We start from the raw sequence: 23,867 nt of genomic DNA, 5'->3' as shown, positions 1-23,867 counted from the left end.
CCCCCCCCCCCCCCCCCCCCCCCCCCCCCCCCCCCCCCCCCCCCCCCCCCCCCCCCCCCCCCCCCCCCCCGGGCCCCCCCCCCCCCCCCCCCCCCCCCCCCCCCCCCCCCCCCCCCCACCCCCCCCCCCCCCCGCCCCCCCCCCCCCCCCCCCCCCCCCCCCCCCCCCGCCCCCCCCCCCCCCGCCCCCCCCCCCCCCCGCCCCCCCCCCCCCCCCCCCCCCCCCCCCACCTTTTGGGGGGGGCCGCCCGCCCCCCCCCCCGCCCCCCCCCCCCCCCCCCACTACATGTGGGTTCTCGCGGCAATGCCCATTGCCGAGCATGGCTCGGCACTACAGATGACGCGCTACTTGGCGGTATCGGTGCCGCCAACCGCCGCATCCAACTCAGCTGTTTGCGCCTTGCTGGCCTGTTCGGCCGCCGCTGCGGTGGCCTTGGCCTGATCCAGATCCTTCTTCATCGCATCACGCAGCGCTGTGGCTTGCGGGTCGGGACGGCGTTCGGTGTCCGGCGCTTGTGGCTTGCACGCTGCCAGAGAAAGCAGCAACGGCACCATCAACAAGGAAAGACGCTTCATCGGCATGCTCCGCAGGGCTCAGGCAGCTATCCTAGCGCCATCTTCCCGCAGCGGCCCTTCACGGACGCCGCACCCAGCATCGATGAGGAAACACAATGAACCAGCAGCGTTGGCGCCTGGATGGGCAAACCGCCTTGGTCACCGGTGCAAGTGCCGGCATTGGCTTGGCAATCGCGCGTGAACTGCTGGGTTTTGGTGCCGATGTGCTCATCGTCGGGCGCGATACCGATGCGCTGGAGACCGCACGCGATGAGTTGGCTGATGCGTTTCCCGAGCGTGCCATCCACGCGCTGTCAGCCGACGTCAGCGATGACCAGGATCGGCAGGAGATTCTCGACTGGGTCGAAGACCATAGCGATGGCCTGAACATCCTGGTCAACAACGCCGGTGGCAACACCACCAAGGCGGCAACCGAGTATTCCGAAGACGAGTGGCGCGGGATCTTCGAGACCAACCTGTTCTCGGCATTCGAGCTGTGTCGCTATGCGCATCCGCTGCTGACCCGGCACGCGTCCTCGGCCATCGTCAACGTCGGCAGCGTCTCCGGCATCACCCATGTGCGCAGCGGCGTTGTCTACGGAATGACCAAGGCGGCGATGCAGCAGATGACCCGCAACCTGGCCTGTGAATGGGCCGAGGACGGCATCCGCGTCAACTCGGTGGCGCCGTGGTACATCCGCACCCGCCGTACTTCCGGGCCGTTGTCCGATGCCGATTACTACGATGAAGTGATCGCGCGCACGCCGATGCGTCGCATCGGTGAGCCGGAGGAAGTTGCGGCTGCAGTGAGCTTCCTGTGCCTGCCGGCATCGAGCTATGTCACCGGCGAGTGCATCGCGGTGGACGGCGGCTTCCTGCGTTACGGCTTCTGAGTGTTGCAGTCGCTGCCAGCCAGCAGCGACTGCAGGCGCAGATACTTCTTCTGAAGCGTCTCGGCTTGGCTGGCCGCGGCAAAACGCCATTCCGATTCCGCTTCGTTTGCCCATTGCTGCCAGGTAGCGCACAGCTGTGCCGGGTCGACTGCCGTGCAGGTGTCGCGCACAACTTCACAGGCATCACCTGCGCCGGTGTTCGGATTGCCGTCCAGGCCGGTGACCTGCATGGTCACGCAGCGTGACGGCGGCTCGCGGGTTTCGCTGAAGTAGTTTTGCCCTTCACGGGTGCGGCACTGGAACAGCTCGGGCAGCGGCACCGGAGGTGCCGTCACAATCGCGGCGGCTTTCGGTGGCTCGGGGGCCTCAGCAGCAGCGGGTGCCGCAATCAGTTGCGGTAGCGATGCAGGCGCCGGGTTGGCAAACGGCGGCGGAGGTGGCGGGCTTTGCACCGCCTGCATGACTTTTTTACTTTGCTGCTGCGTGCCCTTGGGACATGGCATGTTCTGCACGGTAAGCGCGCCAGCGGCATCAGTGCAGCGGTAGAACACGATCTCGCCGGCCTGTGCACTGGCGCTGGTGCTGGCGAGAAGTAGAAGCACGATCAGGCAACGCATCAGGTTCCCCCGCAATCCTGTTCAAGCCGCGCGTCGATGCCGCGCTGTTCGCGCGTCAATTCCTGGCGCTCGCTCTGCAGCGCGCTGTTGTAGCGGCGGATCAGTTCCCAGCGCCGATCGCGCAGCCGCGCGCAGACTTCCTGCGGTGGCAAGGCATGGCAGCTGTCGCGCACCAGCACCGAGCCCATCGGAACCGCGACACCTGCTCGCCACGGGATACCGCCACCGCCGGGAGGGCGCGGCGCGCGCGGGCCACCATGGCCGGGACCGTGATGGGTTGGGTAGGCATAGCCCCAGGTTGGTACCCAGCGTGGATTGCCTTCGTTGTTGTCGCTGGTATAGCGCTCGCCTTCGCTGGTGACGCACTCGTACATCGGCTGTGGTGGCTGCACCGTGACCACCCGCACCTCGCGCTGAATCACAGGTGCGGTAGTTGGTGTTGGTGCTGTGGATGCCTGCCGCGGTGGTGGGTCCTTCGGTCGCGTCATATCCAGCACCTGCTGCTGATGCGCCTTGGTGCAGGGCGCATCCTGCAGCGATACCGCGCCGTTGCTGCCGACGCAGCGGTAGATGCGGACATTGTCCGCCGAGCCGGCGGGAGGCGGATCAACCGCCAGGGCCACGGCTGGCAACCAGACCAGGCAACCGAGCAGTGGCAGGCGAGCGCGCATGTCGGCAGTGTGCCACGACGGCTTCGTTGTTGTTGTGGGAGCAGCGTAAGCCGCGAAGCTGGCAATCTTGCCGACCGCGTTCCTGTGTAGCGCCGAGCCTTGCTCGGCTGAGGCGCTACCGGTGAAGCCCCTGCCGAGCATGGCTCGGCACTACACCGTTGCCCCCTCCCTTTGGCGTAGCCAAGGGGAGGGTTGGGGAGGGGTTGGCTTTTCAGCTTTTCAGTCGCGCAGGACGTCGCCGGTGGCTGCCACGCGGATGCGGGTAGGCTGGGCCAGGCCACCGGTGGCGCCGTCCAGCAGACCATCCAGCAGGGCCAGCAGGGCAGGGTCCAGCTGCTCACGGGAGCGCGCCGGGGGCTCACCGGCGAGGTTGGCGCTGGTCGAGACCAGCGGGCCGCCCCAGGCCTTGCACAGGGCCTGTACCAGCGGATGGGCTGTGACCCGCACGGCGATGCCGGTGTGCTCTCCAGTGATCCAGCGTGGGGCGCGTGGGCCGGCTGGGACGATCCAGGTGTTGGCGCCGGGCCAGCTTTCCAACACCGCTTGCCGTCGATCGGCAGCCAAGGCATCCAGCTGCACCCAACCTTCCAACTGCGCCGGGCTGGCGGCGATCAGGATCATGCCTTTCTCGACCGGGCGCTGTTTCAGCGCCAGCAACTTCATAACGGCAGTTTCGTTGGAGGGATCACAGCCCAGGCCCCAGACCGCTTCGGTCGGGTAGGCGATCACGCCGCCGGCCTTGAGGGCCGGGACGACGTTGTGCAGGTCGAGTTCGAGCATGGTCAGCACCGTTGGAGGGCCGCACGCATGTTTGCGCGGGCCCGCGAAAGTGACGCAAAGCAAAGGCCGCCCGGTGGGCGGCCTGCTGCGGGTGGTGCTGATTATCCGCTTGTTGGCGGGGGAGGGGATGAAAGCCGGAGCTGCTTTCGTCCGCTTTCACCAGCAAAGCTTGCCCTCATCCGTCCTTCGGACACCTCGCTTCGCGCCCCGGCCCCGCGTAGCACGCGGGGCGTACGAACAGTCACGAGCCTTTGGCTCGTAAACGCCTGTTCTTAACCCCGTAAACGGGAGAAGGGAGCAGCGGTCTTGCTCTGCCGTGTATCAGAACGGCGGTGCGTCGTCGGCGGCCGACTTCTTCACTGCCTTCTTGGCGACGGTTTTCTTCGTTGCTTTCTTCGCTGCGGTCTTTTTGGTAGCGGCTTTCTTGGTAGCCGCTTTCTTGGCCGGAGCCTTCTTTGCAGCGGCCTTCTTCGGCGCGGCTTCCTTCTTGACCGTGGTCTTCTTGGCAGCCTTCTTGCCGAAGCCCTTGCGCACGGGCTTGCCGGTTTCGGCCATCAGCTGCTCGACTTCGGCCAGGGTCAGCGAGGCCGGCTCGCGGTCCTTGGGGATCTTGCCGTTCATCTTGCCGTCGCTGATGTAGGGGCCGAAGCGACCGTTCAACACCTGGATGTCCGAACCCTCGAACTCCTTGATGATGCGGTTGCGCGCGATCTCTTCCTTCTCTTCGATCAGGAACACGGCGCGGGCCAGGTCGATCTTGTAGGGGTCGTCTTCCTTGGTCAGCGAGGCATAGGTGCTGCCGCGCTTGGCGAAAGGTCCGAAGCGGCCGATGCCGACGGTGACTTCCTCGCCATTGGCGTCGGCGCCGAGCTTGCGCGGCATGTCGAACAGCTTCAGTGCTTCTTCCAGCGAGATCGAGTAGATGCTCTGGCCTGGTTGCAGCGAGGCGAACTTGGGCTTCTCTTCGTCTTCGACGGTGCCGATCTGCACCATCGGGCCGAAGCGACCGATACGGGCGGTGACGTCCTTGCCGCTGACCGGGTCCGGGCCCAGCACGCGCGCGCTGCCGGCGTCGGTGCGGTCCAGTGATTCGCTCTTGTCGGTGACCAGTTCCTTGAACGGGCCCCAGAAGCGCTCCATCAGCGGCACCCACTCTTCCTCGCCACGCGACACTGCATCCAGCTCGTCTTCGAGCTTGGCGGTGAAGTCGTAATCGACGTACTGGGTGAAGTGGCTGGACAGGAACTTGCTCACCGCGCGGCCGACGTCGGTCGGCTTGAAGCTGCGGCCTTCCATCTCGGTGTATTTGCGGAACAGCAGGGTCTGGATGATCGAGGCGTAGGTGGACGGACGGCCGATGCCGTATTCCTCAAGCGCCTTGACCAGCGCCGCTTCGGTGTAACGCGGTGGCGGCTGGGTGAAGTGCTGGTCGGCGACGATGCGGTCCAGCGGCACGCGGTCGCCGGGCTTCATCAGCGGCAGCTTGCGGCCTTCGTCTTCGTCCTCGGCGCTCTTGCTGTCCTTGCCTTCCTCGTACACGGCAAGGAAGCCTGGCACCACCACGGTGGTACCGCTGGCACGGAACACGTGCGCGCTGCCGGCCGACAGGTCGACGCTGACGGTGTTCAAGGTAGCCGGGATCATCTGGCAGGCGACGGCGCGCTTCCAGATCAGCTCGTACAGCTTGCGCTCGTCGTCGGTCAGGTACTTGCCGACCTGTGCCGGGGTGCGCAGCGCGGAGGTCGGGCGCACGGCTTCGTGGGCCTCCTGCGCGTTCTTGGATTTGGTGGTGTAGGTGTTGGGCTTGTCCGGCAGCGAACTGATGCCGTAATCGCGGGCAATCACGTCGCGGATCTCGGCCAGTGCGTCCTGCGACAGGCTCACCGAGTCGGTACGCATATACGAGATCAGGCCGACCGTGCCCTCGTCGCCGATGTTCACGCCTTCATAGAGCTTCTGCGCCACCTGCATGGTCTTGCGGGTGGTGAAGCCGAGCTTGCGCGATGCTTCTTGCTGCAGCGTGGAGGTGGTGAACGGTGCGGCCGGGCGGCGCTTGCGCTCCTTGCTGGCCACATCGGTGACGTGCAGCGAGCCCTGCGCGGCCTGCTGGATGCGCAGGCGCGCGGCCTCGGCGGTATCGCCATCGGTGATGGTGAACTGCTCGAACTTCTGCCCGTCCAGCTTGATCAGGCGCGCGTTGAAGTGCTGCGAGGGATGCGCGCAGGCAGCTTCGATGCTCCAGTACTCGCGCGAGATGAAGGCTTCGATCTCTTCTTCGCGCTCGACGATCATGCGCAGTGCCGGGCTCTGCACGCGGCCGGCGGACAGGCCGCGCTGCACCTTGCGCCACAGCACCGGTGACAGGTTGAAGCCGACCAGGTAATCGAGTGCCCGGCGCGCCTGCTGGGCATCGACCAGATCCGAGGCGATTTCACGCGGCTGGGCGATCGCTTCCTTGATCGCGCGCGGGGTGATTTCGGTGAACACCACGCGCTGCATCGGCTTGCCATCGGACAGCCCGCGCTGCTTCAGGATCTCGGCGATATGCCAGCTGATGGCCTCACCCTCGCGATCCGGGTCAGTCGCCAGCAGGATGTCATCGGCGCCCTTTGCGGCTTTTGCGATGGCTTCGACGTGCTTCTCGTTCTTCTCGATCAGGTCGTAACGCATGGCGAACCCGTTCTCGGGGTCGACCGCGCCTTCCTTGGGGACCAGATCACGCACATGCCCATACGAGGCCAGGACCGTGTAGTCCTTGCCGAGGTATTTATTGATCGTCTTGGCCTTGGCCGGTGATTCGACGATGAGCAGGTGCTTGGGCATGTCAGTACATTCTTGGGGCGGAACGCCCTTGTGGGGGCGCTAGGGTGGCTTAAACCGGGACGATAGTGAAGCCGATGTTTGGGTTGTGCATAAGCCGACGCCCGGGTTGCGGCCCGGGCGTTCAGCTTTGTTCCTTATTAGAGGAATCATGCCAGAGGGGGCTCTGTCAAGCCGCCCCCGGCAATTTGTCAGTTGAAGCCTGCTGCGGCAACACCGATAAGCACGAACAGCCCGATCAGGCAAAGGATGCCCAGGCCGGCCAGCGACAGGATCACGATGGTGACCGTGCCCAGACCCTGCTGCTGCCACTCCGGGTGATCGGTGAAGGCGTACTTGTCCACCACCAGGGTGTCGCAGATGATGTCGTGCAGGGCCTGCTTGCGCTCGGTGAAGGCGGCCATCACAAAGCCGATACACAGGGTGATGCTGCTCAGGATATAGGCGAAGAAGCGGCCCACCGCGCGGCCCAGGGTCAGGCGCTCGCCGTTGCTGCGCACCACCTTGATGCCCACTGCCATCTTGCCCAGCGTGGCCTGGTACTTGGACGAGTGCATCCATGCCGGGTACATCAAGTTGCCGGCGAAGATGATCAGGTAGCCGATACCCAGGGTCAGGAACATGCCGATCGAGCCAGCGGCGGAGTCCGCGCTGCCCGATACGCCACCGACAATTGCGCCGAGGATGCTCAGCGGGATCAGCACGATGTAGGTGAACACGGTCATGATCACGTAGTCGATGAAGTACGCGGCTACGCGCTTCCAGAAGCCAGCCTGCACCACCAGTCCACCCTGCACGGCAGCGGGGTCGACGTCCTGCGGACGGCTGGCCGGCGCGGCGTACGGTGAGTTGGCTTCGGCGGCAGTGCGTGCGGCGACGGCTTCGCCACTTTCGATGGCGGCGTAGTCCTGGCGCAGGTCGATGCCTGTGCTGGCCTGGCTGATCAACTGCAGTTCGTCGCCGACGGCCGAAAGCGGCTGCCACTGTTGCATGCCTTCACGCCAGACCAAGGTGCCCAGGTCGATCTCCCCTGCGCGGAATTTTTCGCGGAGGGCGTCCGCTTCAATCGGACCATGCCGCTCGCGCTGGGCATCAGCGTAGTACCACTGGCTCATCGTTTTCCCCGTAAAAGTTCTGGCCGCTACCAATCAGCTGCGACAGCTGATTGGCAGGTATTTGTCCTCGACATCGGAACTGCATTCCCAGGTGTCGGCCTGCATATCGTAGTCGAGCCAGAGGCTTTTTCCGTCAAGTTGGGTGTGCTTCGGGACATGCAGGCGTGCTTCCAGCCCGCAATGCTCGTTCTCGAAGCGGCCGATATTGATCTCGGCTACATCGCCATCGGCGTAGCTGTCCGGGCTGCCAAAGCCGTCGTCATCATTGACCGGGCAGCGTTCATTGGTGGCGACAAACTCGGCCACCTGCTGCTTCAGGGCAGTCATTTGCCCATTTGCCATGGTGACCTTGGAGCGCAGCACATAGTCCTGGTAAGCGGGCAGGGCGATGGCGGCCAGGATGCCGACGATGGCAATCAGGATCACCCCGACCACGGCGGCGATGATGCCGGCGATCGCGCAGCCGGACAGGCCTTGGCGGGGAGCCACGGCTGAGGTCGTGTGGATGGTTTGCAGCCCAGGAGGCAGTGATGGTGGGCCGGTTGGCGCCGTCGTCGAGGCTGCCTGCGCCATGTCCAGGCCGAGTTCGCCGGCGAAATCACGCAGCGGCCGCCAGTCGCCGGCACCTTCGCGCCAGATCAGGGTGTCCTCGTCGATACGGCGGGACTGGAACAGCTCGACGATGTTGTCATCGGTGATCGGGCCGCGACGTTCGCGGTTGCCCTCGGCGTAGAACCATTGGCTCACGTAGATGGTGTCCTTATGCATCCCTGCACGCCGGTGTTGGGCTTAGTGCAGGGGTTCGGGTTCGTCGACGAACATCTGGGTTTCCATCCAGGCATAGGCAGCTTCTGCGCCGGGTTGGTTGAACAGCACCATCAGCACCACCCACTTCAGGTCGTCCAGGTCCAGTTCGTCCTGGTCCAGCGCCATGGCACGGTCCAGCACCAGCTCGCGCTGGTCGGCATCGAGCACGCGTTGTTGTTCCAGGAACAGCAGGAAACCGCGACCTTCCACGTCCAGCTTGTCCAGCTCGGGGCCGTGGAACACGCGTACCGGCCCGTCAACGCGTGGCTGCGCCACGGCTGGGCGTTGTTCGGCCAAGGCATCGAGCCAATCGAAGGCCTTGTTGATTTCGGCGGGACTGAAACCGGCCTGGATCAGGCCGTTCTGTAGCGAGTCGCGGTCTCGGATGAGATCAGCGTCTTCGCTGAAGTAGTGTTCAAACAGGTACAACAGGACGTCCAGGATGCTCTCTTTCATTGCCCCTCGGCCTGCGCCATTGGCGCTGTGGAGGTGAAGAAACCTTCAGGTGCGGGTGTAGCGGCCGTGCGCCGACGACACTCTGCCTTCCAATTCCATGAGCAGCAGCATGGAGGACAGGCTGGCGGCCGTCAATCCAGTGCGCTCGATCAGTAAATCCATACCGGTTGGGTCATAACCCAAGGCATCCCACAATCGCTGGTAGTCTGGGTCCGGTGGCGTGACGGCCGGGTGCTGGCCGGACGGTACAGGGGAGATGGGGGTCTGAAGCCGGGTTTGCAAGGCACAGGCCAGTTCGCCGGCCAGATTGGCCACGCCTTCAAGAATGTCGGCGCTGTGTGTCACCAATGTGGCACCTTCGCGTATCAGCCGGTGGCAGCCGCGCGCCATCGGATTGTGGATGGAGCCGGGCACGGCAAAGATTTCGCGGCCGGCCTCGCTGGCCAAGCGTGCGGTGATCAGTGCGCCGGAGCGTTCGGCGGCCTCGATGACCACGGTGCCAAGGGCAAGTGCCGCCAACAGGCGGTTGCGGGCCGGGAACTGGCCACTGCGCGGTGCTGTGCCTGGCGGGTATTCGCTGACCACCGCGCCTTCGGCGGCGATCTGTGCCTGCAGCTGGCGATGGTGGCGCGGGTAGGCCAGGTCCGGACCGGTGCCGATTACCGCATAGGTGCTGCCCTTGCAGGCAAGTGTTGCCCGGTGCGCGGCAGCATCGATGCCGGCGGCCAGGCCGCTGGCGATGGTGAGGCCGTGACCGGCCAGTGCGGTGGCAAAGTCGCGGGCGATGTCGCGGCCGCCAGGACTGGGTATGCGGCTGCCAACGATGGCGATCGCTGGTTGCCAGAGCCGGGTTGGGTCGCCGGCAATGAACAATGCCAATGGTGGGTTCGGGCTGTCGCGCAGTAGCGTTGGGTAGTCCTCATCACCCCAGCCAACAAGATGATGGCTATCGAACTCCAGCCAGGCAGTGGCGCGCGCCCAGGCAGCCGCATCGGGCTTTGCCAGTGCTTGGCGTTGTGCTGGCGTGCAGCCTGCCGCTTGCCAGCCTGTGGGACCGGCGGCCAAGGCGTTCGCGCTGCTGCCGTGTTGATCGAGCAGGCGACGCAGTGTCTGCAGGGGGCCGCCGGCCAGCGTCAGGGTCAGCAAGGCCGGGCAGCGGGGTTGTATGGGCGTATTGGCAAGGGATGATCGAGGCATGGCCCAGCCTGCCGCCGCAAACAACAACGGCGCCCTCAGGCGCCGTTGTTGTACATCGTAAGGCTAGGCCGCGGGCGCTTACTGCGCGTCCGGGTGCTTCAGTTCATAGCCCACGCGGGTCGGCTTGGTGCCTTCCATGATCAAGGCATAGCTGACCTTGTCGAAGGTGCGGAACACCATTGCATGGCTCGCATACTCGTCAGGTAGTGTGACCCGGCCGGCGCTGGTCTTCAGTGCGTCATCCATGCGCGACGAACCCGGGTACTGCATGCGGTGGGCGACATGGCTGCCACTGCGCCAGATCGAGAACACCGTGCCGTTGTTGATCCCCTCACGTGCGCCGCCGGAGATGGCGATCACATCGCGCGGGCCGCCACTGGTGAAGCTGTCGGCCACTGCAAGCACGCGCAGCTGGCCCGGCGCCGGGGCGTTGGCCGGGGCGTGCGGGACGAACTGCAGGTCGTACGGGTTCAGCTGTACCGGTAACAGGCGATCGCCTGCGCGCACTTCGCTGCCACTGGTTTCCAGTCGCAGGGTGGAGGCTTCGACGTTGCCGCTGGCTACCTGGGTAAGTGTGCCGATATTGACCTGGGCCAGTTCATAGCCGAGGAACTCGTTGCGGTCGTTGGCCGCAACGAAGCTCTTCCACCGGTTGCCGCTGCCAGGAGTGGTATCGCCGCGTACGTCCAGATCCTCGGTGGGCTTGGGCTGGGCAAAACGTACGGTCGGGCGGACCACCATGTAGCGTTGGCCGGCCTGGGCAGCGTCCAGACCACGGATATAGGCGTTCTGTCCGGCGCTGGCGCGCAGACGGTTGTCTTCCAGGCCGACCACATAGGGGAGGTCCTCGAAGCTGTCCACAACGTTCAGGTTCTTAAGGAAGGGCTCAACGTCCGCCAGTGGCACGCCGGTGATCGGTGCTTCCTGGCGCGGACCGGCCTGGGCGGTCACCCGGTCCAGATAGGCCAGGCTCAGAACGTCACCCGGGTAGATCAGGTGTGGGTTCTTGACCTGTGGGTTGGCCTGCCAGATCTCCGGCCAAAGCCACGGCTTCTTCAGGAAACGTGCCGATATGTCCCACAAAGTATCGCCCTTGCGCACCACGTAGGTGTCAGGGTGAGTACCGTTCATTTCGACGGCCACGGCATAGGTCGTGACGGTCAGCATCGCCACGGCGGCGACCGTACGTATTTGTTTCAACATGGTTGCGATCTGCCTGATTCCCCAACAGGTTGTCGCACTATATTGCAGAAACGGGGGCGCCGGGCAAGCGCAAGCGGTAGAATTGGGACATCTTGCCGAAATAAGCGGCATCCCAGATTGGTATTGCCATGGCCCTCCTGCCTATTCTTGAGTTCCCAGACCCGCGCCTGCGCACCAAGGCGGCCCTTGTCGAGGCGGCCGAAGTGACCACGCCGGCCTTCCAGCAGCTGCTCGACGACATGCTGCAGACCATGTACGACGCCCCTGGCATCGGCTTGGCCGCCAGCCAGGTGGATGTGCATAAGCGTTTCATGGTCATCGACGTCAGCGAAGAGCACAACGAGCCGCAGGTGTTCATCAACCCGCAGATCGTCAGTGCCAGTGAAGGCGGCCGTGTCTATCAGGAAGGCTGCCTGTCGGTGCCTGGCATCTATGCCGATGTCACCCGCGCTGATTCCATCGTGGTTCGCTTCCTCGACCGTGAAGGCAAGCAGCAGGAACTGGCCGCCGAAGACCTGCTGGCCACCTGCATCCAGCACGAGATGGATCACCTGGACGGCAAGCTGTTCATTGACTATCTGTCGCCGCTCAAGCGCGAGATGGTGCGCAAGAAGCTGGCCAAGTCGCGCAAGCACGTAGCTTGAGTGCAGGGATCGGGGAGGTCGGGATTGGAGATTGGTAAAGACGTGCATTGCTGCGTCTTTCGCAGTTCTGGCGTTCCGTCCTGTGTCCCTGACCTGCATGCTGTTTTTTTTGATTCGCGATTGGCAACAGCCGCTGCGCTGCTTTTTCCAGTTCCGAATCCCGAATCCCGAATCCCCGCCCAATGAAAATCATCTTCGCCGGTACGCCGGAATTCGCCGTTGCTTCCCTGGGCGCCGCTGCGCGCCAGCATGAAGTTGTGGCGGTCTATACCCAGCCGGATCGCCCGGCCGGTCGCGGCCGTGGCTTGATGCCCTCGCCGGTGAAGCTTGACGCGATCGCGCGCGGCATCCCGGTGTTTCAGCCGGAAAGCTTGAAGACACCTGAAGCCCAACAGCAGCTGCGCGAGCTGCAGCCGGATCTGATGATCGTGGTTGCCTACGGCCTGATCCTGCCCAAGGCGGTGCTGGCCATCCCGACCCACGGCTGCTGGAACGTGCATGCCTCACTGCTGCCGCGCTGGCGCGGCGCCGCGCCGATCCAGCGCGCGATCGAGGCTGGCGATGCCGAAACCGGCGTCTGCCTGATGCAGATGGAAGCGGGTCTGGATACCGGACCGGTGCTGCTGCGCCAGCACACCCCTATCCGCGATACCGATACCGGCGGTCAGTTGCATGATCGTCTGGCACAGATGGGTGCGCAGGTATTGTCCGATGGCCTGGGCCTGTTGCGCGCAGGGCTGAAGCCGGTGGCGCAGCGCCAGCCGGAAGCTGGCGTCACCTACGCACACAAGCTGGACAAGGCCGAAGCCAAGCTCGATTGGGCCGAGCCGGCGGCCGCGCTTGCGCGCCGCGTGCGCGCCTTCAATCCGTGGCCGGTGGCCGAGGCCAGCTTGGCCGGCGAGCGCGTACGCATCCACGGCGCGGTAGCCATTGAGGACAACCGTGGCCAGTCACCGGGCACGGTGATCGGTGCTGCCCGTGACGGTATCGATATCGCCTGCGGACAGGGCGCGTTGCGCCTGCGCGTAGTGCAGCGCGAAGGCGGCAAGGCGATTACCGCTGCTGATTATCTGAACGCACGCCGCGATCTGCGGATCGAGGGCTGAGCGGATGACGGCTGCTACTTCCTCGCCGTGGGGCAAGTCCGCGGCGGCACAGCCCGGCGTACAGACCCGCGCGCTGGCGGCCAAGGTGTTGGCGGCGGTGATCGGCAAGGGCCGCTCGCTGAAAGCCGAACTCGGCGCTGCCCTGCCCAAGCTCGACGACAGCCGCGACCGCGCATTGTTGGAAGCCATCTGTTTCGCAGCGCTGCGGCGCCGCGTGGTCTACGACCAGGCACTGCGGCAATGGCTGCAGAAGCCGCTGGGCGCGCGTGACGGTGATCTGCGTGCGTTGCTGATGGTCGGTTTCGCACAGTTGGACGTGTTGCAGCTGCCAGCCCATGCGGCGCTGTCGGCGACAGTGGAGGCAGCGCGCGCGCTGGGCCGTGAGCGTCAGGCCGGCATGGTCAATGCATTGCTGCGCCGCGCACAGCGCGAGGGCTTTGCCGAGGCGCGCGCTGAAGATGCGTGGCCGCAATGGCTGCTGGCCCAGGTGCAGCACGACTGGCCGGAGCAGGCTGTAGAAATCATCGCGCAGAGTCTGCAGCCGGCGCCGATGTGGCTGCGGGTGAACCGCGAGCAGCACTCGCGCGACGCGTATCTGGGTTTGTTGGCCGAGGCTGGCATTGAAGCCGTCGCCGAGCCCTTGTCGGCCGACGCGGTGCGTCTGCCGGTTGCGGTGCCGGTGAGCAGCTTGCCTGGCTTTGCGCAGGGCGCAGTGTCGGTGCAGGACCTGTCAGCGCAACAAGTAGCCGATGCCTTGCAGGCACCGGCAGGTGCGCGGGTGCTGGACGCGTGCGCGGCGCCGGGCGGCAAGTCCGCACATCTGCTGGAGCGCGATCCGGCGCTGCAGCTGGTCGCCCTTGATGTCGACGCGCGGCGGTTGCAGCGCATCCGTGAAACCTTCGCCCGTACCGGCGTTGGCGCACAGGCGCAGGTGTTGGCCGTGGACGCCACCGATACCGCTGCCTGGTGGGACGGCAATCCGTTTGACGCGGTGTTGCTGGATGCGCCGTGTTCGGCCACCGGCATCATCCGCCGGCAGCCGGACGTGCTGTTGCACCGCCGTGCTGAAGACATCGTTGCATTGGCGGCCTTGCAGTCGCGCTTGCTGGACGCATTGTGGGCAGTATTGCGCCCCGGTGGCGTGCTGCTGTACTCGACCTGCTCGATCCTGCGCCAGGAGAACGGCCAACAGGTAGCTGCCTTCCTCGCACGCACGCCCGATGCGCAGCTGCAGGCGTTGCCGGAAGCCTTTGGCCATGACGACGCGGGCAATCGCCAGCGCCTGCCGGGTGAGCAGGGGGGGGATGGTTTCTTCTATGCGCGGCTGGTGAAGGCCGTAGCGGACTGAGCGGACGTTCTTCGTTCCTCGGATCAAGCGGGCAGTTGCGATGCCGATGAAATCAAGCGCCTGCCGCGCATTGTTGGCGGGTGCCAGGGCAGGGGGCAGGCAGTTGCTGATCGGGTACTATCATGACTCGTTGTTGTGTCCAGGATGGCTTCCGGAAAATGGGGAGCCCGTGTGGATTCTTTTCCAGGATTGCGTCGCGCAATGACTCGGCCGTCTGCTGATTTACCCCTGTATGTCATCAACCTGCCGGCGTCGGCGGATCGTCGTGCCTCGATCCAGCGGCAGGCTGAAGCTTTGGGCATCGATGTGACGATGTGGGAGGCTGTCAATGGCAGCATTCCGCATCCCTTGTTCACCAAGGTCGATGAAAAGCGGCGCCTGGCCTGCAAGGGCCGCCCTTTCCGTCCCGGCGAAATCGGCTGCTGGGCCAGCCACTATCTGTTGTGGCAGCAGTGCGTGGACAGCGGCCGGCCAATGATCGTGTTTGAAGACGACATCACCATCGATCCGCGCTTCCTGGACCTGTTGCGTGACCTGCCGTCATTGCCGGAGTCGGTTGGCTACTTCCGCCTGCATGCTGCGGACCGCCCCAGCTCGCCCTGGATAAAGTTCGGTGACTTCGTCCTGCATCGCTACTGGCGTAGCCCCTTGTGTGCGTTTGGCTACTACCTGACGCCGGAGGCGGCGGCGAGATTCCTGCGTCACGCCGAGCACTGGGTGCTGCCGGTTGATGACTATATGGACCTGGCCTGGCTGCACGGGGTGGAATGCCTCGGCCTCAAGCCAGGAGTGGTGCGCAGTGGTGATCTGTTCGCCTCGGTGATTCAGGCCGGGCGCAGGGCCAAACCCAGCGTTGGGCCACTGGGTTGGCTGCAGCGTGAGGCTTACCGTGCCCGTTTGAGCATGCGCTGGTTTGCCTACAATCTAGCCTCGCGGCTGCGCGGGCGTACACCCGCAAGCAACGGTTGAGAAGCGGCGATGCCGCCGCTGTTCAGCGGCGGCTGGATTGGCGTCCAGACAGGATGCTGATGGCTCTTTCGTAACGCTTCCACCAGGGCGCATCCCCGCGTAATGCGATGCTGGCGTAGCGATGCCGTTCTTTGCGGCTGGGCTTGGGTTTGGTGCGGTACTCCTGTTTGCCCAGGCTGCAGCAGCCATCGTCCAAACCACTGCGCGCCGCGTACACACGGACAATGCCGTAGTTGCGCAGCCCGTTGCGGTACAGGCTGGTTGGCTCACGGCGGGTTGCCCACCAGCCATTGTTGCCATGGGTGCGGTATTCCACGCAGCCGGTGGGCAGGTAGTACTTGCGGGCACCAAGGATACTGGCACCGTGCACCACGCAGGCATCAGCGCATAGCTTCCACTGGCGGCGGAAGCTGTGCGGCAGGTCGAGTACGTTCTCGGCCCAGGCCCGGCGCAGGCTCAGCGCCGAGGTGGGGGCGCCATACCAAGGTACCAGGAAGTAAGTGCTTACTGCGGTATAGCCAAGGTCGATGGGTTGCTGGCTGTCTTCGTAGCGGATGTCAAGGTTGTCGATGCCGAAGGTCTGCAGGTCGCTGAAGACGAAGTCGATATCGCGACGGGCGTCATACACCGCGCCGATCTTTTCCAGGTATTCCGGTTTCCAGCGGTCATCGGCGTCCAGGAAGCAGATCACGTCGGCGTTGGCAGCGGCCACGCCGCGTTGAAACGCGGCCAGCTGTCCTTCGTTTTCGCCAAACAACAGTGTCACCCGCGCATCGTCGCCGTAGCGCTGGCGCAGCAGTTCTGGTGAACCATCGCTTGAGCCGTCATCCACCACCAGGATCTGTGCGGCGGCGCGGGTCTGGGCCAGCGCGCTATCGATGGTCTCGCAGACAAACTTGGCGTAGTTGTAGTTGGTGATGACGACAGCGAACGTGGTCACGCCTTGTCCTCGGCCAGCAACTTGCGGAAGTAGGCAATGGTTTCCTTCAGGCCGTCTTCCAAGGCGACCTTGGGTTCCCAGCCCAGCTTTTCACGGGCCAGCGAGATGTCCGGCTGGCGCTGGCGGGGGTCATCCGAGGGCAGCGGCCGATACACCACGCGCGAGCGGCCGCCGACCAGTCGCAGGACCATTTCGGCCAGCTCAAGCATGGTGAATTCGCCGGGGTTGCCGATGTTGATCGGTCCGGTAAAGCCGCGCTCGGTGTCCATGGTCCGCAGCATTGCTTCAATCAGGTCATCCACATAGCAGAAGCTGCGGGTCTGGCTGCCATCGCCGAAAATGGTGATGTCTTCGCCGCGCAGGGCCTGCACGATGAAATTGCTCACCACGCGGCCGTCATTGGGGTGCATGCGCGGGCCGTAGGTGTTGAAGATGCGCACGACCTTGATGTCCAGCGCGTGCTGGCGGTGGTAGTCGAAGAACAGGGTTTCGGCGCAGCGCTTGCCTTCGTCATAGCAGCTGCGGATGCCGATCGGATTGACTCGGCCCCAATAGCCTTCCTGCTGTGGGTGTACTTCCGGATCGCCATAGACCTCGCTGGTGGAGGCCTGCAGGATGCGCGCGTTCACGCGCTTGGCCAGGCCCAGCATGTTGATCGCGCCGTGCACCGAGGTCTTGGTGGTCTGTACCGGATCGTGCTGGTAATGCACCGGGGAGGCCGGGCAGGCGAGGTTGAAGATGCGTTGCACTTCCACATACAGCGGGAAGGTGACGTCGTGCCGCATCAGCTCGAAATTGGGCAGGTTCAGCAGGTGCGCGATATTGCGCTTGCTGCCTGTGAAGTAGTTGTCCACGCACAGGACATCATGCCCCTGCTGGATCAGCCGATCGCATAAATGGGAACCAAGAAACCCCGCACCACCTGTGACCAGGACGCGTTGCATGAAAAACTCTCGAAAGGGAAAGGGTAGGGCGGGCATAGGCCTTTTGGGCCCGGCTGGCGAAGCCATTCTGCCACGATCTGTGCCCTTGGTTGGGGTGCGCTGGCGTCAAAAAGGTGCTATTTGCCCACGGGAGTGGCGGGCTTGCCCCGCCCAGGTACCACGTCAAGTCCCAAGGCGGCGGAAAACCCTGCCGCTCCCCATGCGGCCCACTTGATTACATCGCGCCGACGCAGCAGCAGGCTGTATACCACCACCGCCGGCACCGCGGCGGCCATCAGCTTGGCCAAATGCGTGCGCCCGGCGGCGTTGCCCATATAGCGGCGGATTGCGATCTGACGCGAGCGTGCATAGTGAAAGCGCTTGATGAAATCGGTGCGCATGCTGGGAGCGGAAGAGGCGCCGCCTTTGTGGAAGGCGCGTGCCGCCGGCTGCAGCAGGCATTGATGGCCGGCCTGGGCCATCCGCAGGCACAGGTCGTCGTCTTCGTAGTACAGGAAAAATGCTTCGTCAAAGCCGCCGATTTCGCGGAACGCACGGGTTCGCAGCAGCTGGCAACAGCCATGGATCCATTCGGCGGCGGTGACCTTGTCCGGCACCGTGCAGGAGCTGTCCGCGCCGGGTCTGAAGAAGGCCTGACGATGCGATATCTGTGGGACTGTTTCGCTGCGCCAGTTCTGCGGACCGATCACACCAGCTTGGGGGTGCTGCTGCATGCAGTCCAGCAGGCACTGCAGGTCATCGGGGGCGATGAAACAATCGGGATTGAGCAGCAGTGCGAACGGTGTCTGCACCGCCGCCATCGCCTCGTTGTTGGCACCACCATAACCTGCGTTGGTGGGGCGGGTGATCACGCGTGCATGTGGGATATGCTGCGCGATATGTGCGGCGCTGTCGTCGCTGCTGCCATTGTCGATGATGATGACATGCGGGAACGGGGCCAGCGTGTTGGCCATCGCCTCCACCAGAGTCGAACTGTTGTAGGTGACGCAGACAATGGTCACCTCATCAAACGACGTGTTGGGCTTCATGACGTGGATTCGCGTTCTCTGGCCAGGCCGTACCAGGGGAAGCTGCCCATTGGAATGCAGGCCATCAACAGGATGAAGACATGGCGATGGGTAAAGTTGCTCCAGAGCCCATTTACCAGACCGGCGGCGACATAGATGATGATGATGCTGGCAAAGATGCCCTTTTGCGGATCACGCAGCTTGCTTGTGTGTGCTGCGAAAGCAAGCAGCAAGGCGGCGAAAAGCAGCAGGCCCAGCACACCTTCCTCGGCCAGGATCAGAAGTGCTTCCTGATGCGGGTGGCCGGTGATGAACGGTTCCGAGCCCGGGATGTCGCGCATCTGCTCCAGATAGAGCGGTTCCCACTGGTTCAGGCCGTGCCCGAAAACCGGTGCGTCGGCGATCATGGGCAGGGTTTGCTGCCATAGCCATAGGCGGATTCCGCTGGAGGTGGCTTCCTGGCTGACCAGATAGCCATCAACTTCTTCGCTGATCGAGTCGATCATGCGTTCGCGGATGCTGGGCGTCGACCACAGTGTGGCGATGGTGAAGATCGCCAGCCCTGCACTGACGGTCAGCATGCGCCACCCGCTGAGCCGATGAGATACCAGGCGGTAGATCCAGTACCCGAGCAGCGGCAGCAGCACGATGTAGGTGGTTCTGCTCTGGATCAGCATGACCACATTGCACAGCACGACCGCGGCACCGAGCAGCGCAGCGATACGCCAGCGCCGATCCGGGCTGTTCAGGCCCACCGCCACCAGCATCGACATCAGGATCAGGCTGGCCAGCCCCTGTTGGGTGTATTCCTTGAAAACGGTGTTGCGCATGGATGCCTGTATTTCAGCCACTTCCCGTTGCGGTACAAGACCAAACTGCATCAGGTAGGAGATAAGCACCACCAGACCGGCAGCGGCCGCAAAGGCGGCAAGCGCGCGCCAGCGCCAGCGCGAATCACGCAGCAGGCTGGCGATCAGTGCTGGATATACACAGCCCCAGATGGCGGTATCGCGAAAGGCCGGGTCGCCACGGCCCATCCATGCGTGCAGCGCGCTGGCGAACAGTACGCCGAACCAGACCAGGAAGCCGATAACCACCGGCTCGCGCAACGCTGCCCGCCAACGTGCCAGTACATCCGCGCCGGCAAGCGAGCACAGCAGGCTCAACCCGATCAGGATGTTGGTGGCGGGTTTGTTGACGGGTGCAGCAAACAACGTGAGTACCGCACACCACTGCCCAATCGTCAGCAGCCGGGTACGGAGTCCCTGTAGCAACGGGAGGGGGTGGGCCGAAGACAAATGATTCACGTAAGGGATCACACCGGTTGGGCGTGGAAACGCCGCTGGGAAGGTAGCAGTGACAGCGGGACGGCCACCGGATAACCAGTCTGAATCTCAGTCGGTAGAACGAATAATTCTAGCGGCGAGAGGTTACATCTTCAACGAACAAGAGGGTGCGTACAGGTCATCTGCCGGGCGGGGTTCAGAAAGTGCACATGTCTTACGGATCGACTGCAGCGGGAGGGTTCACCAACGGCTGCCCGTTCTGCAGCAACCACAGCATGATGGTCTTCTGCCGCACGTAATTGGCGCTGACGAAGGCCTCGATCAGGCCCGGCCAGCCGTCCAGGAAGCCGCGTTTGACCACATAACTGCGGACGAAGCGCCAGCTCGGGGCGACGATCAGCTTGCCCAGGCTGGCTCGCTTGCCCTTGCCGAATTCATGCTCGGCCATCATCCGCGCGTATTTCTGCTTCTTGTCCAGCAGTTGCAGGAAGCTGCGGTAGGGGTGGTGCAACAGGTCACCCTTGAGCAGGGCGGCCGGGCCATCCAGGGTGACTGCTTCGTGGATCTCGCGATCGCCGCGCCAGCCGCCGTGACGGCGGTCGAACAGGCGCAGCACCCGATCCGGATAGGCGGTGCCATGGCGCAGGAAACGGCCGAAGTACTCCGAGCAGCGTGCGAAGCGGTAGCCGATGGCGCGCTTGAAGCCGGCGTCACGTTCGGCCTCGATGGCGGCGCGCAGCTCCGGGTTGACCCGTTCGTCGGCGTCCAGGCACAGCACCCAGTCGTGGCTGGCCTGCTCCACGCAGAACGCCTTTTGGCTGCGGAAGCCGGTGAACGCACGCTGCACCACGCGGGCACCAGCGGCTTCGGCCACGGCGACGGTGGCGTCGCTGGAGAAGGAATCCACCACCACGATCTCGTCGCAGAACGCCAGTGAGGCCAGGCAGTCGCCAATGCGGTCGGCTTCGTTGAAGGCGATGATGCAGGCCGACAGACGCGGACGCTGGGCTGGCAGGGTGGTGCTTGGGCTGGGCATGCGGGGTCTGGCACAGGGGAACGGGGCAAAGCCTAGCAGCGACGGCTTCCACTGGCGATGCGATAATTTCGGCATATCCGGGATATTCAGGAGTTCCCCACCGTGCCACGCCACTATCTGCTGTACGGGTCCGAGCGCTATGCGCTGGCCATCCTTCGCCCGCTGCAGGCGGCGATCCGCGCACGTGGCGATGAGGCGGCGTGGTTTTTCGATGGCCCGGGCGCGGAAGACCTGACTGCCGACGAGACCCTGCTGAGCGTTGAGCAGGTGCGTGCATGGAACCCCTGCGCGGTGATCACCTCGTCCAACGCGGTGCCGCACTTCTTCCCCGGGGTGAAGGTCGAGACCTTCCACGGCTTTGACGCCGGCAAGCCGCGCCACATCTACATCCGTGGCTTCTTCGACCTGTACTGCACCACCGGCCCGCGCGATACCGCGGCGTTCTCGGAGCTGGCACAAAAGACCGGACATTTTTCGGTGGTGGAAACCGGCTTCCCGAAGATCGACCCGTTCATGAGCCAGCTCAAGGACGAGCCGGATCCGGTGCGCGAGCCGCCGGTGATCCTGTACCACTCGACTTTCTCGCCGTCCTGGAGTGCCGCCGGCATCCTGTACGACGAGATCAAGCGGCTGTCGCAGACCGGCGAATGGCGCTGGATCGTCACCTTCCATCCGAAGATGGATCCGGAAATCACCGCCAAGTACCGCGCGCTGGAAGGCCCCTATCTGCGCTTTGCTGATGACGACAACATCCTGGACCTGTTCCCGCAGGTGGACATGATGTGCTCGGACACTTCCTCGGCACTCAACGAGTTCCTGCTTACCTACAAGCCGGTGGTGACCTTCAAGAACCGCCGTCCGGGCCCGCAATTGCTGGATATCGACGACCCGGCGCAGTTTGAAGGTGCTATCCGCACCGCGCTGTCGCGGCCGCCTGAACTGATGGCCGCGGTGCGCCAGTTTGCCGACCAGCTGCATCCCTACCGCGATGGCCAGTCCAGCGAGCGCATCCTGCAGGCCATTGATGATTTCATCGCCAAGGGCGGGCGCAACCGCAAGCCCAAGCCGCGCAACTGGTGGCGCAAGATCAAGCTGCGCAAGCGCATCGGCTATTGGGGCCCGGCGCGGGTTTAGTCGCGCGAAGTTCTCCCCCTCTCCCCTTGCGGGAGAGGGGGGCTTTATCCGCTCACCAGCGCAGCTTGCGCCGCGCCATCTCCCGTTCAAGCTGCGCCATCAACGTACGTGCCTGGGCTTCTTCCAGAAAGCGCAGCTGCAAGGCCGGCGCGCCACCTGCACCCGCGGTATCCAGGGTCAGCGTCGCGGTACCGAATCGTCGGTCCAGCGGTGAACGATCCAGCCGCAAGGCCTGCAGCTTGTCCAGCTCGGCCACGCGCCACCAGCGGTTCCACCAGCCACCACGGATGGCCACGCGCTGCGCGTCGATGTTGTAGCCGATGCGGGATACCTGGCGATGCGCTTTCAGTGCGGACCACGGCAGCCATAGCAATGGCAGCAGGCCCCATGCACTGTCGGTCTCATAGACCAATAGCGCCGACAGGATGCTCATCAATACGAGTGCCGGCAAACACAACCGCCACCAGCCGCGAGTACTTACCGGCAGCCATTGCGTGGGTGGCCACTGCAGCTGCGGCAGCAGGTGCTGCAACAGGCCGTCGCAAGTGTCCGGCGTTGCCAGCGGTGCCAGTTCCTTCAGTGCGCGCCCGTCCTGCTCCTGCTGCTGGCCGCCACTGGCGATATCCACGCGTAGCTGACGGCGTTTGAACAATCGGTGCAAAGCGCCTTCGCGCAAAGTCCAGGCCTGTATGCGACGGCGCGCCACGCTGCTGCGCACGCGGGTGAACAGACCGCGTTCAACGGTGAGGCGGCGGTCGGCCTCGCTCAGGCGGAAACCGTAGTACTGCACGATCGCCAGGCCCACCGACAGTAGCCGCATCAGGATCAGTGCGAAGGCGAGCAGCAGGATGCCGGTGGCGACCATCGTCAGCGTACCCAGCTGCAACTGGCTGGCATAGCCGAAGGCGTGGCGGCCCTGTTCTTCGATGAAATCGGAGGTGGCCCGGCGCGGGAACAGCTGGTAAGCCGCACCGATTGCCGCTGCCACAACGACCATCGCGCGGTTGGAAATAAGGCCCTGCCGCACGAGTTCGGACAATGGCAAGCTCAGCAGCACACCATCAGTGGGGACGTCGGTCTGCTGCTCGGCTGTCGCTGCTTCGCTGCCGCCCTGACGGATCAGCCGTTCCAACTCCAGCGCCTGTGCCAGTTTGAGTACGCGCATTTCCGCTTCGGGCTTGTCGCCGCCAGCCGATTCCAGTCGCAGCTCGGCCACGCCGAACATGCGGTGCAACAGGTTCTGATGCACCACCACATTATGGATGCGCGCGAACGGAATCTCGCGACGTGTGCGCTCGAAGATGCCGCTACGAATGCTCAGCGCATCGTTGCCTATGCGATAGCGGTAGCTCAGGTACTGCAGCACCGCGCTGACGACCAGCGCCACCACGATCGCGGCACTGATCCAGTGGTGGTAGGGCAGGTCGTCATCGCGGCGGCTGCCGAACACCAGCAAGGCAACCAGCGGCAGCAGGAACTGCTGCACCTGCTGCTGCAGGGCGAACAGCCACGACCACGGATGCAGTCGCTGCTCGTCGCTGGGGATGGGGGGCGGCAGTTCGCTCACAGTGCGTCGTCGTGATCGAGCTGGCGCGCCAAACGATCACGCAGGCGTTCGGCATCGGCATGTGCCAGCCCGGCCACGGCGACGGTGTTCATGCGGGTGCCGGCGGTATGCACGATCAGGGTCGCCAAGCCTGCCATGCGCTCCAGCGGACCCCGGCGCAGATCCAGGTGCTGTACGCGCGACACTGGCACGTGGCTTTCGCTCTGCCACATATGGCCGCGGCGCACGCCCAGTGACTGCGCGTCCAGTCGCCAGAAGGTCAGCCGATGCCGACGCCAGCCGAACCAGGCGCCCAACAGGGCACCAACCACGGCGCCGGCCGAGGGGATCAACAGCCAGTTCGATTGGTCGGTGGCCAACATCAGCACCACGCAGGCGGCGCCGAACAGCAGGGCCATGCTCAGCGCCGAACCAGCGGCGGCGAACAGCGCGCCGCGTGGCGGCAGCGCTTGCCACTGGATGTCGTCAGGCAGCGGCGTATCGAAGGCAGGAGGTTCAGTCATGCGCAGACGATATAACGGCGGGGCCGTACAACGGTAGGTGGGGCCGCAATCGCAGTTGTAGGAGCGGCGTCAGCCGCGAAGCTGGCGCGGCTGCAGGCCGCCGAAAGGCCTGCATTCGCAGTTTCAAGGTGGGGCGCCATTGTGGGTGCCGGATGTATCTGTGGCTTCGCGGCTGGGGCCCCGGCGACAAAAACCCAGCAGCCAAATGCCCCGCCAATATCAGCGCATCCCCAACCAGATGATGGCCCGCGCGTGCCGCGTTGGTGCGCA

The 23,867-nt window shown here is 64.5% G+C and carries 23 protein-coding genes; 6 read left to right on the top strand and 17 right to left on the bottom strand.

The window, feature by feature from the left end; translation table 11 throughout:
* Positions 1-344 precede the first annotated feature (344 nt).
* Positions 345-575 (bottom strand): hypothetical protein, encoded by a 231-nt coding sequence (locus ACVOLZ_RS19280; RefSeq protein WP_481517533.1) that lies wholly within the window; start codon positions 573-575, stop codon positions 345-347.
* Between the two features lie 95 nt (positions 576-670).
* Between ACVOLZ_RS19280 and ACVOLZ_RS19275 the strand changes: the two genes are divergently transcribed.
* Complete coding sequence (locus ACVOLZ_RS19275; protein WP_481517532.1) at positions 671-1,447, top strand: SDR family oxidoreductase; 777 nt, start codon at positions 671-673, stop codon at positions 1,445-1,447.
* On the opposite strand, the gene ACVOLZ_RS19270 is transcribed toward ACVOLZ_RS19275, so the two are convergent.
* The 9 genes from ACVOLZ_RS19270 to ACVOLZ_RS19230 all read right to left on the bottom strand — a co-directional run bounded on the left by ACVOLZ_RS19270 (position 1,435) and on the right by ACVOLZ_RS19230 (position 11,113).
* Positions 1,435-2,064, bottom strand: coding sequence for a DUF4124 domain-containing protein (locus ACVOLZ_RS19270; RefSeq protein WP_481517531.1), 630 nt, complete (start codon positions 2,062-2,064; stop codon positions 1,435-1,437). The two genes, ACVOLZ_RS19275 and ACVOLZ_RS19270, sit on opposite strands and share 13 nt — an antisense overlap.
* Positions 2,064-2,735, bottom strand: coding sequence for a DUF4124 domain-containing protein (locus tag ACVOLZ_RS19265; protein ID WP_481517530.1), 672 nt, complete (start codon positions 2,733-2,735; stop codon positions 2,064-2,066). Before ACVOLZ_RS19265 ends, ACVOLZ_RS19270 begins: the two co-directional genes overlap by 1 nt.
* A gap of 219 nt (positions 2,736-2,954) precedes the next feature.
* A complete protein-coding gene (gene tsaC / locus ACVOLZ_RS19260; protein WP_481517529.1) occupies positions 2,955-3,515 on the bottom strand; it encodes an L-threonylcarbamoyladenylate synthase type 1 TsaC in 561 nt (186 codons plus the stop codon).
* Positions 3,516-3,836: 321 nt separating this feature from the next.
* Positions 3,837-6,338 (bottom strand): DNA topoisomerase I, encoded by a 2,502-nt coding sequence (locus ACVOLZ_RS19255; protein ID WP_481517528.1) that lies wholly within the window; start codon positions 6,336-6,338, stop codon positions 3,837-3,839.
* Positions 6,339-6,526: 188 nt separating this feature from the next.
* On the bottom strand, positions 6,527-7,450 hold the full coding sequence (locus ACVOLZ_RS19250) for an RDD family protein (RefSeq protein WP_481517527.1): 924 nt from the start codon (positions 7,448-7,450) through the stop codon (positions 6,527-6,529).
* A gap of 33 nt (positions 7,451-7,483) precedes the next feature.
* Positions 7,484-8,218 (bottom strand): pilin, encoded by a 735-nt coding sequence (locus ACVOLZ_RS19245; RefSeq protein WP_481517526.1) that lies wholly within the window; start codon positions 8,216-8,218, stop codon positions 7,484-7,486.
* Between the two features lie 21 nt (positions 8,219-8,239).
* A complete protein-coding gene (locus tag ACVOLZ_RS19240; protein WP_481508841.1) occupies positions 8,240-8,713 on the bottom strand; it encodes a DUF494 family protein in 474 nt (157 codons plus the stop codon).
* Between the two features lie 45 nt (positions 8,714-8,758).
* On the bottom strand, positions 8,759-9,910 hold the full coding sequence (gene dprA / locus ACVOLZ_RS19235; protein ID WP_481517525.1) for a DNA-processing protein DprA: 1,152 nt from the start codon (positions 9,908-9,910) through the stop codon (positions 8,759-8,761).
* 78 nt (positions 9,911-9,988) lie between these two features.
* Complete coding sequence (locus ACVOLZ_RS19230; RefSeq protein ID WP_481517524.1) at positions 9,989-11,113, bottom strand: LysM peptidoglycan-binding domain-containing protein; 1,125 nt, start codon at positions 11,111-11,113, stop codon at positions 9,989-9,991.
* A gap of 128 nt (positions 11,114-11,241) precedes the next feature.
* Here ACVOLZ_RS19230 and def point away from each other — a divergent pair, with 128 nt between their 5' ends.
* The 4 genes from def to ACVOLZ_RS19210 all read left to right on the top strand — a co-directional run bounded on the left by def (position 11,242) and on the right by ACVOLZ_RS19210 (position 15,180).
* Entirely contained in the window at positions 11,242-11,757 is a 516-nt protein-coding gene (gene def / locus ACVOLZ_RS19225; protein WP_481517523.1) for a peptide deformylase, read from the top strand.
* 182 nt (positions 11,758-11,939) lie between these two features.
* Entirely contained in the window at positions 11,940-12,863 is a 924-nt protein-coding gene (fmt, locus tag ACVOLZ_RS19220; protein WP_481517522.1) for a methionyl-tRNA formyltransferase, read from the top strand.
* Between the two features lie 4 nt (positions 12,864-12,867).
* Complete coding sequence (rsmB, locus tag ACVOLZ_RS19215; protein ID WP_481517521.1) at positions 12,868-14,211, top strand: 16S rRNA (cytosine(967)-C(5))-methyltransferase RsmB; 1,344 nt, start codon at positions 12,868-12,870, stop codon at positions 14,209-14,211.
* 201 nt (positions 14,212-14,412) lie between these two features.
* On the top strand, positions 14,413-15,180 hold the full coding sequence (locus ACVOLZ_RS19210) for a glycosyltransferase family 25 protein (protein WP_481517520.1): 768 nt from the start codon (positions 14,413-14,415) through the stop codon (positions 15,178-15,180).
* A gap of 22 nt (positions 15,181-15,202) precedes the next feature.
* Here the strand turns inward: ACVOLZ_RS19210 and ACVOLZ_RS19205 are convergent, their stop codons facing one another.
* From ACVOLZ_RS19205 to ACVOLZ_RS19185, 5 genes are all read right to left on the bottom strand, one after another.
* Positions 15,203-16,120: a glycosyltransferase family 2 protein gene (locus tag ACVOLZ_RS19205; protein ID WP_481517519.1), complete on the bottom strand. Its 918-nt coding sequence runs from the start codon at positions 16,118-16,120 to the stop codon at positions 15,203-15,205.
* Positions 16,117-17,064, bottom strand: coding sequence for a UDP-glucuronic acid decarboxylase family protein (locus tag ACVOLZ_RS19200; RefSeq protein WP_481517518.1), 948 nt, complete (start codon positions 17,062-17,064; stop codon positions 16,117-16,119). The genes ACVOLZ_RS19205 and ACVOLZ_RS19200 overlap by 4 nt, the downstream gene beginning before the upstream one ends.
* A gap of 116 nt (positions 17,065-17,180) precedes the next feature.
* Positions 17,181-18,092 (bottom strand): glycosyltransferase family 2 protein, encoded by a 912-nt coding sequence (locus tag ACVOLZ_RS19195; protein WP_481517517.1) that lies wholly within the window; start codon positions 18,090-18,092, stop codon positions 17,181-17,183.
* Positions 18,089-19,285, bottom strand: a complete 1,197-nt coding sequence (locus ACVOLZ_RS19190; protein ID WP_481517516.1) for an O-antigen ligase family protein — start codon at positions 19,283-19,285, stop codon at positions 18,089-18,091. Before ACVOLZ_RS19190 ends, ACVOLZ_RS19195 begins: the two co-directional genes overlap by 4 nt.
* 286 nt (positions 19,286-19,571) lie before the next feature.
* Positions 19,572-20,393, bottom strand: a complete 822-nt coding sequence (locus ACVOLZ_RS19185) for a glycosyltransferase family 2 protein (protein WP_481517515.1) — start codon at positions 20,391-20,393, stop codon at positions 19,572-19,574.
* Between the two features lie 102 nt (positions 20,394-20,495).
* Here ACVOLZ_RS19185 and ACVOLZ_RS19180 point away from each other — a divergent pair, with 102 nt between their 5' ends.
* Positions 20,496-21,527, top strand: a complete 1,032-nt coding sequence (locus ACVOLZ_RS19180) for a CDP-glycerol glycerophosphotransferase family protein (protein ID WP_481512264.1) — start codon at positions 20,496-20,498, stop codon at positions 21,525-21,527.
* Positions 21,528-21,579: 52 nt separating this feature from the next.
* Here the strand turns inward: ACVOLZ_RS19180 and ACVOLZ_RS19175 are convergent, their stop codons facing one another.
* Complete coding sequence (locus ACVOLZ_RS19175) at positions 21,580-23,085, bottom strand: PH domain-containing protein (RefSeq protein ID WP_481517534.1); 1,506 nt, start codon at positions 23,083-23,085, stop codon at positions 21,580-21,582.
* Between the two features lie 5 nt (positions 23,086-23,090).
* A complete protein-coding gene (locus tag ACVOLZ_RS19170) occupies positions 23,091-23,597 on the bottom strand; it encodes a PH domain-containing protein (protein WP_481517514.1) in 507 nt (168 codons plus the stop codon).
* Positions 23,598-23,867 lie beyond the last annotated feature (270 nt).

The sequence above is a fragment of the Stenotrophomonas sp. STEN020 genome (genome assembly GCF_056760195.1).
The sequence above is the reverse complement of the archived record's forward strand: the minus strand, read 5'-3'. Positions and strand labels throughout refer to the sequence as shown.